The organism is Pseudomonas sp. SC11, assembly GCF_047039205.1.
GTDB lineage: Bacteria > Pseudomonadota > Gammaproteobacteria > Pseudomonadales > Pseudomonadaceae > Aquipseudomonas > Aquipseudomonas boreofloridensis.
The window spans coordinates 4,015,087-4,031,021 of record NZ_CP178183.1; the positions used below are offsets into that span (position 1 = coordinate 4,015,087).

Sequence of the window (15,935 nt, forward strand, 5' to 3'; positions counted from 1 at the left end):
CCCATGCGCAAGAAACTTGCTCTATTCGTCAGCCTAGTGCTGGTCATCGTTATCGCGGTGTACGCCATGCCAAACACCACGACGGCGCAGCAGGCCAGCGGCGAAGCGCCGGCGCCCACCAAAGTGCAAACCGTCCAGGCAAAGACCCAGTCGCTACCCAGTTATTTCGACAGCATCGGCAGCCTGGAAGCGGGCGAACAAGTGCTGGTCAGCGCGGAAGTGGGCGGCAAAGTCGAGGCGCTGAGTTTCGATTCCGGCCAGAGGGTTCAGAAAGGCCAGCGGCTGGTGACCCTCAACAGCGCGCCGGAGCGGGCCGAAGCCGATCATCAGCGGGCACTGGCGGCCAGGGCGCAAAAGCGTCTGCAACGCATCCGCCAACTGATCCCGGCAGGTGCAGTGGCCAAGGAAGACCTGGACAACGCCCAGGCCGACCTGGACGCGGCCAAGGCCATGCTGGCCAAAGTCGAGGCGGTGATCGCGCAGAAGACCATCACCGCGCCCTTCGCCGGCCAGCTCGGCATTCGCAAAGTGCATGTGGGCCAGTACGTGAACCCGGGAGACACCCTCGCCAGCCTGATCGACCTCAGCGAACTGCGGGTGAATTTCTCCCTCGATGAACACGCCAGCGCCCAGGTCCATCAGGGCCAGGCGGTGCTGCTGAGTTTCAGCGCCCTGCCCGATCAGACCTACTCCGCGCGCATCACCACCCTCGATCCGTTGCTCGACAGCACACGCATGACCCGCGTGCAGGCGATCCTGACCGAGGCGCCCCCCGCGCTCAGGCCCGGCATGTCGGCGGATGTGCGCGTGGTGCGCGCCTCTGCCGCGCCCGCCCTGGTGGTGCCGACCACCGCCATCGTCAGCAGCGCCTACGGCGACGTGGTGTACCGCATTACCCGCCACGAGCAGCGCGCCCAAGTGCATCGGGTCGCCGTGAAGACCGGTGCCCGCAGCGAGGGTTGGCGGGTGATCGCCGAAGGCCTCGAGCCCGGGGACGAAGTGGTGGAGGTCGGGCAGAACCGCCTGAGCGACGGGCAGGAGGTCCAACCTGTGCCCAGCCCTGCCCCGGTTCAAGCAGCCCGGCAAGGAGCGGCCCATGCACTTCACTGATCTGTTTCTGCGCCGGCCGATCCTCGCCCTGGTGGTCAATGCCTTCCTGGTCCTCGCCGGCCTGCTGGCCCTCAACAACCTGCCGGTGCGTCAGTACCCGCTGCTCGACAGCGCCACGGTGACGGTGACCACCGAATACCCCGGCGCCTCCGCCGAGCTGATGCAAGGTTTCGTCACCCAGCCGATCGCCCAGGCCAGCGCCACCATCGAGGGCGCCGACTACATCAGCTCCTCCACCAAGCAGGGCCTGAGCACGGTGCAGGTGCGGCTCAAGCTCGGCGCGGACACCACCAAAGCGCTGTCCGACGTGATCGCCAAGGTCAGCCAGGTCAAGTACAAGCTGCCGGAGAAAGCCTATGACCCGGTCATCGAACAGTCGGCTGGCGACTCCACGGCGGTCGCCTACGTAGGCTTCTCCACCACAACACTGTCGCTGGCGCAGTTGACCGACTACCTGTCCCGGGAAGTGATTCCCAGCCTGTCCGGCATCGACGGCGTGGCCAAGATCCAGACCTTCGGCGGCCAGCAGTTGGCGATGCGCCTGTGGCTGGATCCGTCGCGCCTGGCCGCGCGCAACATCACCGCCGCAGAGGTGGCCCAGGCCCTGCGCGCGGAAAACGTGCAGACCGCCCCCGGCAACCTCAAGGATGACCTGACAGTCACCAACATCCAGGTCGACACCGACCTCAAGAGCATCGCGCAATTCCAGGACATGACCCTGCGCAGCGCCGGCAACGAACTGATCAAGGTCAAGGACATCGGCACCGTCGAGTTGGCCGCCGCCAGCCGCGAAACCAGCGCGCTGATGGACGGCAAACCGGCCGTGCACCTGGGCCTGTTCGCCGCGCCCGCCGGCAACCCGCTGACCATCGTCGAGCAGATCAACAACCTGCTGCCGGCGATCAAGAAGACCCTGCCGCCCGGCGTCGAGGCGGACATCGCCTTCGAGACCGCGTTGTTCATCAAGGCCTCGATCGACGAGGTCACCCGCACCCTGGTGGAAGCCTCGCTGATCGTCGCGGTGGTGATCTTCCTGTGCCTGGGCTCGCTGCGCACGGTGATCATCCCGCTGGTCACCATTCCGCTGTCGCTGCTGGGCGCGGCGGCGCTGATGTTCGCCTTCGGCTTCAGCCTCAACCTGCTGACATTGCTGGCCATGGTCCTGGCCATCGGCCTGGTGGTGGACGACGCCATCGTGGTGGTGGAGAACGTGCACCGGCACATCGACGATGGAGCCTCGCCCTGGCAGGCGGCGCTGCTCGGCGCCCGGGAAATCGCCGTGCCGGTGATCACCATGACCCTGACCCTGGCGGCGGTGTATTCGCCCATCGCCTTCATCGGTGGGCTCACCGGTGCGCTGTTCAAAGAGTTCGCGCTGAGCCTGGCGGGCGCGGTGATCATCTCCGGCGTGGTGGCGTTGACCCTGTCACCGGTGCTGGCCGCGACGCTGATGAAAGCCCATTCGCCCAGCCGCACCGCCGCCTTTTCCGACGCCCTGTTCAGCAAAGCGCAGCAGTACTACGCGCGGGTGCTGGTCCAGGTGCAGCGCCTGCGTTGGGCCGTGGTGCTGGGCAGTGTGCTGATTCTGCTGGCGTTGCCGCTGCTGTACCTGCACGCGCAGCACGAACTGGCGCCGTCCGAAGACCAGGCCTCGATCCTCACGGTGATCAAGGCGCCGCAGTACGCCAACCTGGCGTACAGCGAGCGCTACGCCGCCGAACTGGACGACGCATTCAAGGACATCCCCGAGGTGATCAGCCGCTGGATCATCAACGGCACCGACGGTCCGGCCAACGGCTTCGCCGGTGTCAACCTGAGCCGGTGGGATGAGCGTTCACGCACGGCGGCCACGATCCAGGGCGATCTGCAAGCGCGTGTCGGCGACATCCAGGGCACCAGCCTCTTCGCCTTTCAACTGCCCCCCCTGCCCGGCTCCACCGGCGGCCTGCCGGTGCAGATGATCCTGCGCGCCAGCGCCGATTTCGAGGATGTGTACAGCGCCATGGACAGCCTCAAGCGCAAGGCCCGGGACAGTGGGCTGTTCGCCACCCTGGACAGCGACATCGAGTTCGACAGCCCCAACGTCGATCTGCATGTCGACCGCGACCGGGCCAATGCCCTGGGCATCTCCATGCAGGCCATCGGCGATTCACTGGAAACCTTCCTGGCCGAGGGCTACACCACCCGCTTCGCGTTGCAGGGCCGCTCCTACGACGTGATTGCCCAGAGCACCCAGGGCGCCCGCTCGACGATCGAGGCGCTGGGCCAACAGTACGTGCGCAGCCGCAGTGGCGAGCTGGTGCCGCTGTCGGCCGTGGTGCGCGCCGAGACCACCACCAAACCGAACACCCTCAAGCAGTTCAACCAGCAGAATGCCATCACCCTGCAAGCCGTCCCGGCGGCCGGCGTGAGCCTGGGCGACTGCATCGCCTTCCTGCAACGCGAAGCGGCGAGCCTGCCGGACGGCTACAGCATCGACTGGTCCGGTGAAAGCCGCCAGTACGTGCAGGAAGGCAGTTCGCTGGCGCTGGCCTTCGTCATGGCGATCATCGTGATCTACCTGCTGCTGGCCGCGCAGTTCGAGAGCATGCTCGACCCGCTGATCATCCTGGTCACGGTGCCGCTGTCCTTGCTCGGCGCGCTGATCCCGCTGGCGATGGGCTTCGCCACGGTCAACATCTACACGCAGATCGGGCTGGTGACCTTGATCGGACTGATCAGCAAACACGGCATCCTGATGATCGAATTCGCCAACGAACTGCAGGTACGCGAGCGTCTGGACCGCATCAGCGCCATCGAAACCGCGGCGCAGATCCGCCTGCGGCCGATCATCATGACCACCGCCGCCATGGTCTTCGGTTCGCTGCCGCTGCTGCTGGCCAGCGGTGCCGGTGCCAACAGCCGGCATTCGCTGGGCATGGTGATGGTCTGGGGCATGCTCATCGGCACGCTGTTCACCCTGTTCGTGCTGCCGGCGCTCTATGCCTTGCTGCCAGCGCGCCGGGTGAAGGCTCAGCCCGCGCTCGCCGCGCCTAGCCCTTGCCCTTGCCCGCCAGCGACGGGGCACGGCGCTCGCCCAGGCGACTGAGCCACACCGACGCCAGGATCACCGCGCCGCCGATGAACAAGCGCCCCAGCGGTTCGTGCTGGTTCCAGATCAGCAGGTTCAGCAGCAGCCCCACCGGTACGTGCAGATTGTTCATCACCGCCAGGGTGCCGCCGGAGACCAGGCAGGCGCCCTTGTTCCACCAGTACAGCCCCAGCGCCGTGGGGCACAGGCCGAGGAACAGCAGCACCAGCCATTGCACGTCGGTGCTCGGCAGGCGCTGGGTATTGCCGAACGCCAGGAACGCCGGCAGCACCACCATCAGCGCACCCAGGTAGAAATAGCCGAAGCGCCGGTAGTGCGGCAGATCGCTCGGGTGCCGGGCGATCAGGTGACGGTACAGCACCTGGCCAGCGGCGTAGGTGAAGTTGGCCAGTTGCAGCAGCAGGAAGCCGCCGAAGAACTCGCCGCTGATGCGGTCGAAGCGGATCACCGCCGCACCGGCCACGGCCACCAGCGCCGCGAGCAGTGCCCAGGCATTGAAGCGACGGTTCAAAGCGTCTTCGATCAAGGTCACGTGCAGCGGCGTGAGGATGGTGAACAGCAGCACCTCCGGCACGCTCAGCACGCGGAAACTCAGGTACAGGCAGACGTAGGTGATGCCGTATTGCAGTGCGCCGATCAGCAGCATCGAACGCAGAAAACGCGGCTCGACCTGGCGCCAGCGGGTCAGTGGCAGGAACACAAGACCGGCCAGCAGCACGCGCGCCAGCACGGCGAAGTAGCTGTCGACATGCCCGGCCAGGTACTCGCCGATCAGGCTGAAGGAAAACGCCTGGATCAGCGCGACGATAATCAGGTAGCCCATGGTTGCCTCTCGTGAATCAAGGCGGCGACCTTAGCCGTTAGTGTCGGTACGGGCAACCGTCGCGCAGGGCCGCAGCGCATAGGAATCTAGCGCTTGCGCATAGGCGCCCCGATGCAAATGATTCTCGATAGCAAGCTACAATGCCGTCCGTCGCGCGCCCGTTCGGGGTGCGTCTTGCAGGCACGGGGAGCAGAGATGACGAGGGGATGGCTGGGGGGCGTGTTCGGCGGGCTGGTGGCCGCAGGCGGAGCGATGCCGGCAAGCGCGCTCGAACGGGTGATGCTGGAAGACACCGTGGTGGTCAGCGACAAACTGGAGCAGTCGCGCGAGCGCCTGCCGGCCAGCCTCTCGGTGATCGACGCCACGACGCTGCAGAGCACGCCGGTGCAGTCGCTCGAACAACTGGTGCGGCGCACGCCCGGCTTCACCTTCCAGCCGTTCGGCCAGTCCGGCACGCAGTTGCCGGTGGTGCGCGGCCTCACCTCGAACGCCACGGCCTTTTCCAACTCGCTGCTGATGCTGGTGGACGGCGTACCGGTGTTGCGCGGGCAAGGCTTCGACAACGACCTGGTCGGCGTCGAGCGCGTGGAGATCCTGCGCGGACCGCAGTCGGCGCTGTACGGACGCAACGCCGAAGCCGGGGTGCTCAGCGTGTTCACCCGCCAGCCGGACGCCGCCGACTACGCGCGGCTGGACACCACCCTGGGCAGCCGCGACAAGCGCACCGTCAGCGCCGACCTGAGCACGGCGCTGATCGAGGGCACGCTGTACGGCGGCGTGGCCGGCCAGTGGACGCGCCAGGACGGCTACCTGGACGACGATTTCGCCGGCGGCAAGGCCGACGACCGCGAGCGCCAGAGCGGGCGTCTGACCCTACGCTGGACGCCGGATGAATTCACCGACGCGACCCTGCGCTACAGCGCCCTGAAATACCGTGACGAGGCCTCGCAGTGGGGCAGCCGCCAGGGTCGCGACCGGGCGGTGAATGCCGGGCTGGCCGGACGCAACCACTCCAGCGGCGACACCTGGTCGCTGGACCTGCGCCGCGCCCTGTCCGACACGGTCGAGCTGCGTTCGATCACCGCGCGCAGCGTGTTCGACGACCGCCTGCGCCAGGACACCGACTTCCAGCCCCGCGACCTCATGCACCTGGCCCGCGACTACCACTTCGAGACCCTCAGCCAGGAACTGCGCCTGAGCGGCGAGCAAGGGCACAGCCGCTGGCTGCTGGGGCTGTATGCCGACCGCGAGGATCACAGCCTGGACTACGAGCAGAAACTGCCGATGGCGCTGACCCGCACCCAGGCCGACCTGGGCGGCAACACCGCCGCCGTCTTCGGGCAGTGGCTGCAGCCGCTGTCCGAGGCGTGGACGCTGACCTTGGGTGGGCGCTACGAATACGCCCGCGCCTGGATCGATCCGGCCAGCAACCGCAACCAGTCGGACAGCTGGCAACACTTCACGCCCAAGGTCGCGCTGCAATACGCCCTGAGCGACGACGCCCAGGTGTACCTGAGCTACACCCAGGGCATGCGCGCCGGCGGCTTCAACGCCTTCGCCAGCAACGCCGGCAACCCCGCCTACGACCCGGAGCGGGTGAACAGCTACGAAATCGGCGTCAAAGGCCTGAGCGTCGATCAGCGCCTGCGCTACTCGGCAGCGCTGTACCACATGCAGGTGCGCGACATGCAGGTGCAGCAGTTGGTGCAACAGGGGCTGGTGTACATCACCAACGCGGCGTCGGCCACCTCCACCGGGCTGGACCTGGACCTGGAATACCTGCTTGGCGAGCGCTGGACGCTGACCGCCGCGCTGGGCCTGAACCGCACGCGCTTCGAGCGTTTCAGCGAGGGGCTCAACGACTACAAGGACCACCGCAACCCCTTCGCCCCGGACCTCACCGTCCACTTGGGCCTGCGCTACGACGCCGATGGCGGCTGGTACGTGCAAGGTGGCCTGAGCGCCGTGGGCAAGATCTATCTGGATGCAGCCAATCGCTACCAGCGGCCCGGTTACGGGCTGGTGGACGTGAGCGGTGGGTATCGGTTTGGCCAGTACACGGTCAGCGCCTATGTCGACAACCTGATGGACAAGCGCTATGACGCGCAGGGCCTGCTCAACGGCGCGGTGACCGTCTACAGCCCGCCGCGCGAAGTGGGCGTGAGGCTCAGCTTCGAGTTGTAGAGCCCCGGACTCCCCCCGCACCGCGCCCACAAAAGCCTGAGCTGCGCCCCAAAAGTGGACGGGTGTCCAACATTTGGGGCGCAGCTCAAATCTCGGTGGGAGCAGCGTTGTGTCTCGATTGGACCGCACAGCGCTCCCGGCCAGGGCGGCGGCGAAGCTAAATAGCTCAGGCCGCTGCCCGCCGATCCCTCAGCGCTTCTTGCCGAAAATCGACTTTGGCGAGCGCCCGAAATAGCGGGTGAACGCCACGGTGAAATTGTTCGGGTACTTGTACCCCACCTGCCACGCCGCCTGCGCCACTTGCTGCCCGGCTTCCAGCAGGGTCATGGCCTTGCGCATGCGCAGTTCCAGCAGCATACGCGCCGGGGTGGTATCGAACAGGTAGCGGAAGCCCTCCTTGAGCTTGTGCTCGTTCATGCCAACCGCCGTGGCCAGGTAATCCACGGTCAGCGGCTTGTCCAGTTGCTCGCACAGCAGGTTGCGTGCGCGCTCGATGCGCTGGATGTCACACGTGCTCAGCGCCGACGTGCTGCTCTGCTGCGGCGCCAGCAGGTTGAACTGCTCGGCCAGCAGGCTGAGGGTGTGGATGTGCAGGTCCAGGCGATGGGCCGGGTCCAGCCCGCCCGGTTGCAGGTAGCGCACCAGCGCAGCGGCATGGGCCTGGGCGGCCTGGGAGCTGCGGCGAAAGTCCAGGCGATGCAGGCGACCGCTGCCCAGCACCTCGGTCGCCCGCGCCTCGCCGACGTACTTGCACAACGTGGCATGGTCGATCACCACGCGCAGTTGCGAAGCGGTCTCGTTGGCCTGGTAGCGCCGCTCGCCCGGCGTGGCCCGAAAGGCGGTGATGGTGGTGTGCCCGGCCTCGAAGGCCAGGGTGCTGCCGTCCTGGCCGATGAAGCCGGATTTTCCCTGCAAGCCCACGGTGACCACCATCACATGGCCGTCGTGCGGACCACAGGTCTCTTCTACCAGCGTGCGCGTGGGGTGGTAGTGCAGTCGGCCCAGGGACAGCCCCTGCTCCAGTTGCAGCAGGTCGGTGTGGCACTGCCCGTAGGTCTCGTCCAGTTGCAGGCGCAGACGCCCGTCGCTGCTCACCGAACGGTGGCGGGGTTGATCCAGGCCCAGGCGGGAAACGGCATTGGTCGTGTTCATCAAGACATCCCTGAGGGTCGGCGGCCATCGCGCCGCATAGAAACGGCTCCGGCTCGCATACTTTACGTGAATGATTCTCATTTAATATATATCACCCTTTTCGCCGATTCGGCCATGCCCCGTTTCGTTTCAGACCCGTGACCTGCCCAAAGGCGCGGGTCAGCCCACGACAGGACGTTAACGTGACCCGACACGCCCCCCGCCCTCACCCGGCGCCCCTGGACCTCACCACCGCTCATCCGCTGCAGCCCAGCTGGGACCTGCAACTGGGTGGCCTGGGCGCCGACGCCCTGCACCTGGCCCTGGAACACGGCCTGTTCGACCACCTGCAACAGTTCAAGCCCGCCACCCAGTTGGCGCAGCACCTGGACTGGCACGCCGACAGCACCGGCTACTTCCTCGAACTGCTGTGGAGCCAGGGCCTGCTTGAGCGCGATACCCAGCACCCAGCGCACTACCGCAACCGCCCGCTGGCCGACCGTCACCTGCGCAGCGACGGCGCCAGCTACTGCGGCGATGCGCTGATGTTCCGCCATCGCGTGCTGCGCGAGACCGGCGCGCAACTCGACGACTACCTGCGCAATGGCCTGCCCCGGCGCACGCCGACCAGCGTCCAGCTCGACCAGGCCTGGGCCAATGCCGCCCGCCTGCAGATCGCCCAGGAGCAGCGCGCGGTCACCTGCGACAGCGCCTGCGCGTTGCTGGCCAGCCTGCCGGAATACCCGCGCCTGCGCCGCTTGCTCGACCTCGGCGGCGGTCCCGGCCTGGTGGCCATCGCCCTGGCCCGGCAGTTGCCGGCGCTCAGCGGCACCGTGTTCGAGTACCCGCAAACGGCCGCGGTGGCCGCGCACAACATCGACGCAGCGGGCCTCAGCGCTCGCCTGCATGCGCAGGGCGGCGACCTCGACAGCGACGACATCGGCCGCGGCTACGACCTGATCTGGTGTTCCTCGGTGCTGCACTTCGTCCGCGACCTGCCGGCCACCTTGCAGCGCCTGCACGCCGCCCTGGCCCCCGGCGGGCTGCTGGTGTGCTGCCAGGCCGAAGTGCCCCAGGCCCGCGCGGCCGCCGCGCAGGTGCTGCCGTACTACCTGCACATGCGCCTGCAGGGCCGCCACGTGCTGGCCGAAGGCGAATTGGCGCGCCAGCTTCAGGACAACGGCTGGTGCGGCGTGGAGCAGATCGACGGGGTCCGCTACCCGGTCACGCCGGTCACCGCCGTGATCGCCCGCAAGGCCAAGGAGTGATGCCATGACCCGCGCCCGCCTCACTGCGCTGCAACTGCTGTTCGGCTGGCTCAACCTGGCCCTGGCGGTGCCGAGCATCTACCTGATGTTCGGCCTGCCACTGGTGATGCGCCAATACGGCTGGAGCGGCACCGAGATCGGGCTGTTCCAACTGGCCGGGCTGCCGGCGGTGTTCAAGTTCCTGCTGGCGGTGCCGGTACAGCGCGTGCGCCTGGGCCGTGCCCCCCTGCAACGCTGGCTGCTGGTGCTGAGCGTGGCGCTGATCGGGCTGTACGCGCTGATCGCCCGCGACAACCTCATCGACCAGCGCCTGGCACTGTTCGCCATGACGTTCGCCATCAGCCTCATCGCCACCTGGATGGACATCCCGCTCAATGCCCTGGCCGTGCACTGGCTGCCGCGCCGCGAGCAGGTGCGCGCCGGCAGCATTCGCGCCGCCGCGCTGTTCGTCGGTGCCATCGTCGGCGGCGGCGCGATGCTGCTGGTGCAGGCGCGCCTGGGCTGGCAGGCGCCGTTCGCGATCATGGGCACGGCGCTGGGGCTCGGCGTGCTGGTGCTGCTATGGGTCGGACGACGCTTGCCCAGCGCGCCCGCGCAGCCCTCGGCGGCGCCCGGGGTGATGGCCGACTGGGCGAGTTTCTTCAGCCAACCGGCCGCGCGCCAGTGGACCTGGCTGCTGCTCAGCGCATTTCCGTTCATCGGCGCGGCCTGGCTGTACCTCAAGCCACTGCTGCTCGACCAAGGCCTGGCCCTGGAGCAGGTGGCCTGGGTGGTCGGCATCGCCGGTGGCGCCCTCGGTGCGCTGGCCAGCCTACTCGGCGGTCGGCTGATCGGCGTGCTGGGCACCGCGCGGGCCATCGTCCTGTACCTGTCGAGCGCCCTGCTCGCCCTGCTGGTGCTGGGCCTGGCGGTATGGCTGCGGCTGGGTACGGCGTGGCTGATCGCCGGCGCACTGCTGCTGGCCGTGGGCATGGGCGCCGTGTCGGCCTTGATGTTCGGCCTGACCCTGTTCTTCAGCCGCCAGCAGCGCAGCGCCAGCGACTACGGCCTGCAATCGAGCCTGTTCGTCATCACCCGCCTGGCAGCGCCGGTGCTCGCCGGCCTGCTGCTCGACCGCCTGGGCTACGGCGGCCTGCTCGCCAGCCTGTGCGGCGGATTGCTGCTGGCCCTGCTGCTGGCCTGGCGGGTGCGCCACAGCATCGCCCGCCGCACCGACGCCTTGCTGCACACCCCCGATGACGCCGCCCCCGGTGTCACCGCCATCGCTCTGGAGGGCAAACCATGAAGCCACACCGCTACGGCATCTGCCTGATCAGCCGCGACCCCGCGCTGCGGGCCGATGTCAGCGCCGTGCTCGACCGGCTCAACCACTGGTTGGGCCATGAGACCCCGTTGGCCAGCCAGCATTGGCCGGACGCGCACCTGGACAGCCTGTACCGCCAGGTGGCGGGCCAGGCCGAGGCGTACCTGCGCCAGCAAGCCGGCGAAGGCGCCCTGGCGCTGGAACTGCTGGCCTTCGACGACCTCGCCCAGGCCCACGCCGCGCTGCCCTCGGCCTGCCCATGCGACCACGTGCTGCTCGACACCCGCCATCTGCCCCAGCAACCCGCACACGACCCGCTGCACGCGCTGCTCGACGCTCAACCCCAGGCCCGGCGCTCGCCCAGCAGCGCCGTGCTGTTGTGCGACCCGCAGCACCTGCAGCATTGGCTCGAACGGCTGGGTGGCAACCGCCTGCTGCGCGTGCCCCACCCCGACCCGGCCCTGCGCCGCGCCGACCTGCTGCGCCTGTTCGTCGACCACCTGGAACACGCCTACTGCAACCGCCTGCTGGCCCGTACCACACTGCAGACCAGCGAGCCGGTGGCGCTGGCCCGCGACATCCAGCAGCGCATGACCCAACGCTGGGGCCAGGCCTGGGACTGCCATTTTTTCACCGGCTCCATGGTCGCCGGCTTTCTCGACTCGCTCGGCGAGCTGCTGCGGCCCACCGCCTGCGGTTTCCACAGCGCCTGCAACGAGCACGCCCTGGCGGTCAGCGCCCTGGCCGGCTGGCAGTTGTACCAGCGCGCCTATGTGATCGTGATGACCTCGGGGATGCTCGACGAGATGCGCGGCACCCTGGCCAATCTCAAGCGCGCCGGTGCGCCGGGCCTGGTGATCTGCGCCGACTCGCCCGAATCGGTGTGGTTCGCCTTCCAGGGCAGCCTGGACGCGGACAACGACGGCCACCAGGTGATCGCCGCCCGTGGCCTGTGGCAGCGCTTCATACGCCGTCCCGACGAAGCCCCGGCCTGTGTCGAACAGGCCTTCGAGGCCCTGGCGCAGCGCCCGGCACCGACCTTCCTGTTCGCCACCCAAGCGGTGCTGGAGTCGCGCGCGGCGGTGGATCAGCCCGCGCCACCCGCGCCCACCGAACCCGCCGCCCATGGCCTGAGCGCGCAGCAGCAGGCCAGCCTCGAACAACTGCTGGAGGTGCTCAACCACGCCCCTTCGCGCGTGCTCTGGCAATGTGGCCGGCTCGACGCCCGCGAGCGCCAGCGCGTGGTCGAGCTGGCCCGGCGCAGCGGCATCGCCCTGGCCGACAGCCTCGTCGCCCCCGGCAGCGTGTGCGCCTATCAGGACCAGGAACCGGTGGCCAACTACCTCGGTCCGCTGTCGATGTACGGCTTCAGCCGCCGTGTGCATGCCTTTCTCGAGCAGCCCGAGGACACGCCGGACAAGCCCTGGCTGGTGTTCGTCAAAAGCAAGATCGACCAGTCGGCCACGCCCTACTCCGAAGGCCGTCTGCAACGCCTGTTCCACATCGTGCAGATCAACCGCCAAGCCGAGCACATCGCGCCGTTCTGCGAGTTGCCGGTCACCCTCGGCCTGGACACCGTGCTCGACTACCTCGAACCGCGCCTGGCCGTCCCGCCGACGCTGCTCAAGGCGCGCCGCGAACGCTTGCAGCGCCTGCAACGCACCCGCGAAGTGCTGCCCAGCGATCAGATCGAAACCCTGCCGATGACGCCCAACTTCTTCTTTCACCGCCTCGGCCAACTGCTCGGCGAGATGATCGAGCGCGACGGCTACCGTTATACCGGCGTCTTCGACGTTGGCCGCTGCAGCCTCTCAGCGCTGCGCAACCTGCCGCGCACCGACGCCGGTTTTTCCGGCTGGTACGGCCGGGCACTGATGGGCGATGCGCTGGTGTCGCTGCCGTACATCGCCCGCAACGACGGCCGGCATGTGCTGGCCTTCATCGGCGACGGCGCCCGCGCGCTGGTGCCGGACATCGAGCAGCGCCTGGCCATGAGCTTGGCCAGCGCCGCCGATGGCGCCCAGCGCAACGTCACGGTGATGTACCTGGCCAACGGTGTGCTGTCGATGATCCAGACCTACCTGGACAAGCGCTACGCCTGCCACGGCGCCAGCCAGGTCAACGTGCCCCTGGCCGACGGGCCGCTGTGGCAGGAGCGCGCCTTCGGCCCGATCAGCATCTGCCGCGCACGCCTGCTGCACTTCTGCCCCGACACCCTGCGCCAGGCGCTGAGCGCGCCGGGACGCCTGAACTTCTTCGACGTCTGGCTCGGCCACAACTCCGAGGGCGATGGCTTGAGCCTGGTCTCGGAAACGGCCTGGAGCCGCCTGAACATGGAAAACTGCTGATGAAATTCGGATTCATTGCCCACCCCACCTCCACCGGCCTGCTGCATCAGGTCAAGCTGGTCGACCTGCTCGACCGCACCTTGGAAGAACAGGCCTGGGGCTACCAGCGCGAACGCTGGCAGCGCCGCAACCTGGTGCCGTTCATCGACTTCGGCCGCATCGTCAGCGCCTGTGGCGCCGAGTGCTCGGGGATGCTGCAGTTCATGCCGCTGACCGCCGAGCAGATGCTGCGCCAGCCACGGGCCATCGCCGAGCGCGTGCTCCAGGGCGTGGCCGCGCTCAAGGCCGAAGGCGCCGAGCTGGTGGGCCTGGGCGGCTTCACCGCGATCGTCGGCAACCGTGGCGTGGCCACCCTGGAGCAGGCTGACGTGGCCGTGACCACCGGCAACTCGCTGACCGCCTTCGCCGCCTATGCCAACCTGATGGACAGCCTCAGGTTGCTGGGCATCGCCGCCCAGGACGCTGAAGTGGCCGTGCTCGGCTATCCCGGCTCCATCGCCCTGGCCGTGGCGCGCTTGCTGGTCGAACAGGGCTGCCGCTTGCGCCTGGTGCACCGGGGCAATGCCCAGCAAGCCCAGGCGAATCTCGAATATCTGCCCAGCCAGTACCACGCTCTGGTCAGCCTGCACGACAACCTCGAAGACTGTTACGCCCAGGTGCGCTTCTACGTCGCCGCCACCTCCAGCGGCGGCCTGATCGACCCGCGTCGCTTGCTGCCGGGCTCGGTGGTGCTGGACGCCGCGTTGCCCAAGGACGTGATGGCCGTGGACCACCAGCGCCGCGACATCCTGCTGGTGGACGCCGGCCTGGTCTCGGCCAGCCCCGCCGTGCACCTGGGCCTGCGCAGCCTGGGCCTGGAGCCCAAGCGCAGCCTCAATGGCTGCCTGGCCGAAACCATGATCCTGGCCCTGGAAGGCCGCGCCGAGCCGTTCTCCCTGGGCCGCGAGCTGCCGGTGGACAAGGTGCTGGAGATCGGCCGCATCGCCGAGCGCCATGGTTTCAGCCCCTCGCCGATGACCTGCGAAGGCGAGGTGCTCGGCAGCGAGGCGTTCGACCGCCTGCACCGCCACCACCACCCGCGTCGCACCTTGCAAGCCCGCGATGCGCACGAGGAACCGCTGGCCCTGCGCCGCGAAGTGCTGAACAGCTTCGCCGATCACATCAACCCGGTGCTGCGCGAGTTCTACCAGTTCAACCATATCGAGCGGGTGTTCAGCCATGGCGAGGGCTGCTGGCTCACCGACCTGGACGGGCGACGTTTCCTGGATTTCGTCGCTGGCTACGGCTGCCTCAACACCGGGCACAACCACCCGGTCATCAGCCAGGCCCTGCAAGGCTACCTGCAGGCGCAGTTCCCCACCTTCATCCAGTACCTGTCGGCGCCGCTGCACGCCAGCCTGTTGGCCAAGCGCCTCGCGGCCCTGGCGCCGGGCGAGCTGAACCGGGTGTTCTTCAGCAACTCCGGCACCGAAGCGGTAGAGGCCGCGCTCAAGCTGGCGCTGGCGGCCAGCGACAAACGCTGCGTGCTGTACTGCGACAACGGCTACCACGGCAAGACCCTCGGCGCGCTGTCGGTGACCGGCCGGGCCAAGCACCGTACGCCGTTCGAGCCGCTGCTGCCACGCTGTGAAAGCCTGCCATTCGGCGACCTCCAGGCGCTGCGCACACGCCTGGAACGCGGCGATGTGGCCGCCTTCATCGTCGAGCCAATCCAGGGCGAAGGCGGTGTGATCCTGCCCCCGCCGGGCTACCTGGCCGGGGTCCGCGCGCTGTGCGACGAATTCGACTGCCTGTGGATCCTCGACGAGATCCAGACCGGCCTGGGCCGTACCGGCAAGCTGTTCGCCTGCCAGTGGGACGACACCGCGCCGGACATCCTGGTGCTGTCCAAGTCGCTGTCCGGCGGGCTGGTGCCGATTGGCGCCACGCTGTCGCGCGAGGCGGTGTGGCAGCGGGCCTACGGCGACATCGACCGCTTCGCCCTGCATACCTCGACCTTCGGCGGCGGAAACTTCGCCGCCGCCGCCGCCCTGGCCGCGCTGGACGTGCTGGAGCAGGACGACCTGACCGCCAATGCCGCCGAGATCGGCGCGCACCTGCAGGCCGGCTTGCAGCACCTGGTGGAGCGCTATCCGTTCCTGGTGGCGGTGCGTGGCCGCGGGCTGATGCTGGCCATCGAGTTCCAGCAGGATCTGCAGGGCGGCGTGCAGGCGTTGGTCAAGGAACTGGCCGGGCGCATCCCCGGCCAGGCCATGGCCACCTACCGCATGCTCTCCGGCGCTGCCCGCGCGCATCTCGAAGCGGCCGCCGAGGCGGTGGAGCAGAGCCTGGAGGACATGTTCGTGCTGCGCTTCATGACCAAGCTGTCCCAGGAGCATGGCGTGCTCACCTTCGTCACCGCCAACAACAACCGGGTGATGCGCATCCAGCCCCCACTGGTGCTCAGCCGCGAGGAGGCCGACCACTTCCTCGCCGCGTTCGCCGCCGTGTGCGAGGACTTGGCGACGTTCCAGTCGTAAGACCTTGGGTGAGGCATTCGGGGCTGCGCAGCAGCCCCCAACACGACCCAGCAGCACCGCCCACCGAACCCCATAGTTTTCCCGCGCTTTGCCATACGAATCGGCCCCACCAACGGATTGAATCGACGGTCACCGCAATTGAAAATGGTTCCAGTTCG

Annotated in this window: 9 protein-coding genes; 7 read left to right on the forward strand and 2 right to left on the reverse strand. The window is 68.1% G+C overall.

Annotated features, from left to right (window positions below; genetic code table 11):
* Positions 1 to 3: 3 nt before the first annotated feature.
* Both ACK2SD_RS17910 and ACK2SD_RS17915 read left to right on the forward strand, forming a co-directional pair.
* Positions 4 to 1,110: an efflux RND transporter periplasmic adaptor subunit gene (locus ACK2SD_RS17910; protein WP_412460480.1), complete on the forward strand. Its 1,107-nt coding sequence runs from the start codon at positions 4 to 6 to the stop codon at positions 1,108 to 1,110.
* The gene (locus tag ACK2SD_RS17915; RefSeq protein ID WP_412460481.1) at positions 1,097 to 4,198 is read left to right on the forward strand and encodes an efflux RND transporter permease subunit; all 3,102 of its coding nucleotides are present in this window, start codon (positions 1,097 to 1,099) and stop codon (positions 4,196 to 4,198) included. The genes ACK2SD_RS17910 and ACK2SD_RS17915 overlap by 14 nt, the downstream gene beginning before the upstream one ends.
* Here ACK2SD_RS17915 and ACK2SD_RS17920 read toward each other — a convergent pair.
* A complete protein-coding gene (locus tag ACK2SD_RS17920) occupies positions 4,143 to 5,024 on the reverse strand; it encodes a carboxylate/amino acid/amine transporter (RefSeq protein WP_116887782.1) in 882 nt (293 codons plus the stop codon). The genes ACK2SD_RS17915 and ACK2SD_RS17920 overlap by 56 nt on opposite strands.
* Before the next feature lie 195 nt (positions 5,025 to 5,219).
* Between ACK2SD_RS17920 and ACK2SD_RS17925 the strand changes: the two genes are divergently transcribed.
* Positions 5,220 to 7,208 carry a TonB-dependent receptor gene (locus ACK2SD_RS17925; RefSeq protein WP_412460482.1) on the forward strand — a complete coding sequence of 663 codons (1,989 nt, stop codon included), beginning with the start codon at positions 5,220 to 5,222 and terminating at the stop codon, positions 7,206 to 7,208.
* Between the two features lie 189 nt (positions 7,209 to 7,397).
* On the opposite strand, the gene ACK2SD_RS17930 is transcribed toward ACK2SD_RS17925, so the two are convergent.
* Positions 7,398 to 8,360, reverse strand: coding sequence for a helix-turn-helix domain-containing protein (locus ACK2SD_RS17930; protein WP_116887780.1), 963 nt, complete (start codon positions 8,358 to 8,360; stop codon positions 7,398 to 7,400).
* Between the two features lie 182 nt (positions 8,361 to 8,542).
* Between ACK2SD_RS17930 and ACK2SD_RS17935 the strand changes: the two genes are divergently transcribed.
* The 4 genes from ACK2SD_RS17935 to ACK2SD_RS17950 are packed head-to-tail and all read left to right on the forward strand — an operon-like array spanning position 8,543 to position 15,777.
* Positions 8,543 to 9,607 carry a methyltransferase domain-containing protein gene (locus tag ACK2SD_RS17935; protein WP_412460483.1) on the forward strand — a complete coding sequence of 355 codons (1,065 nt, stop codon included), beginning with the start codon at positions 8,543 to 8,545 and terminating at the stop codon, positions 9,605 to 9,607.
* A gap of 4 nt (positions 9,608 to 9,611) precedes the next feature.
* Positions 9,612 to 10,892: an MFS transporter gene (locus tag ACK2SD_RS17940; RefSeq protein WP_295484853.1), complete on the forward strand. Its 1,281-nt coding sequence runs from the start codon at positions 9,612 to 9,614 to the stop codon at positions 10,890 to 10,892.
* On the forward strand, positions 10,889 to 13,258 hold the full coding sequence (locus ACK2SD_RS17945; RefSeq protein ID WP_412460484.1) for a decarboxylase: 2,370 nt from the start codon (positions 10,889 to 10,891) through the stop codon (positions 13,256 to 13,258). The genes ACK2SD_RS17940 and ACK2SD_RS17945 overlap by 4 nt, the downstream gene beginning before the upstream one ends.
* Positions 13,258 to 15,777 (forward strand): aminotransferase class III-fold pyridoxal phosphate-dependent enzyme, encoded by a 2,520-nt coding sequence (locus ACK2SD_RS17950; RefSeq protein WP_412460485.1) that lies wholly within the window; start codon positions 13,258 to 13,260, stop codon positions 15,775 to 15,777. Before ACK2SD_RS17945 ends, ACK2SD_RS17950 begins: the two co-directional genes overlap by 1 nt.
* Positions 15,778 to 15,935 lie beyond the last annotated feature (158 nt).

What these genes read in the sequence shown, in the direction of transcription:
- ACK2SD_RS17910 (WP_412460480.1), top strand. Translation starts at nt 4, where the DNA reads ATGCGCAAGAAACTTGCTCTATTCGTCAGCCTAGTGCTGGTCATCGTT.
- ACK2SD_RS17915 (WP_412460481.1), top strand. Translation starts at nt 1,097, where the DNA reads ATGCACTTCACTGATCTGTTTCTGCGCCGGCCGATCCTCGCCCTGGTG.
- ACK2SD_RS17920 (WP_116887782.1), bottom strand. Translation starts at nt 5,024, where the DNA reads ATGGGCTACCTGATTATCGTCGCGCTGATCCAGGCGTTTTCCTTCAGC.
- ACK2SD_RS17925 (WP_412460482.1), top strand. Translation starts at nt 5,220, where the DNA reads ATGACGAGGGGATGGCTGGGGGGCGTGTTCGGCGGGCTGGTGGCCGCA.
- ACK2SD_RS17930 (WP_116887780.1), bottom strand. Translation starts at nt 8,360, where the DNA reads ATGAACACGACCAATGCCGTTTCCCGCCTGGGCCTGGATCAACCCCGC.
- ACK2SD_RS17940 (WP_295484853.1), top strand. Translation starts at nt 9,612, where the DNA reads ATGACCCGCGCCCGCCTCACTGCGCTGCAACTGCTGTTCGGCTGGCTC.
- ACK2SD_RS17945 (WP_412460484.1), top strand. Translation starts at nt 10,889, where the DNA reads ATGAAGCCACACCGCTACGGCATCTGCCTGATCAGCCGCGACCCCGCG.
- ACK2SD_RS17950 (WP_412460485.1), top strand. Translation starts at nt 13,258, where the DNA reads ATGAAATTCGGATTCATTGCCCACCCCACCTCCACCGGCCTGCTGCAT.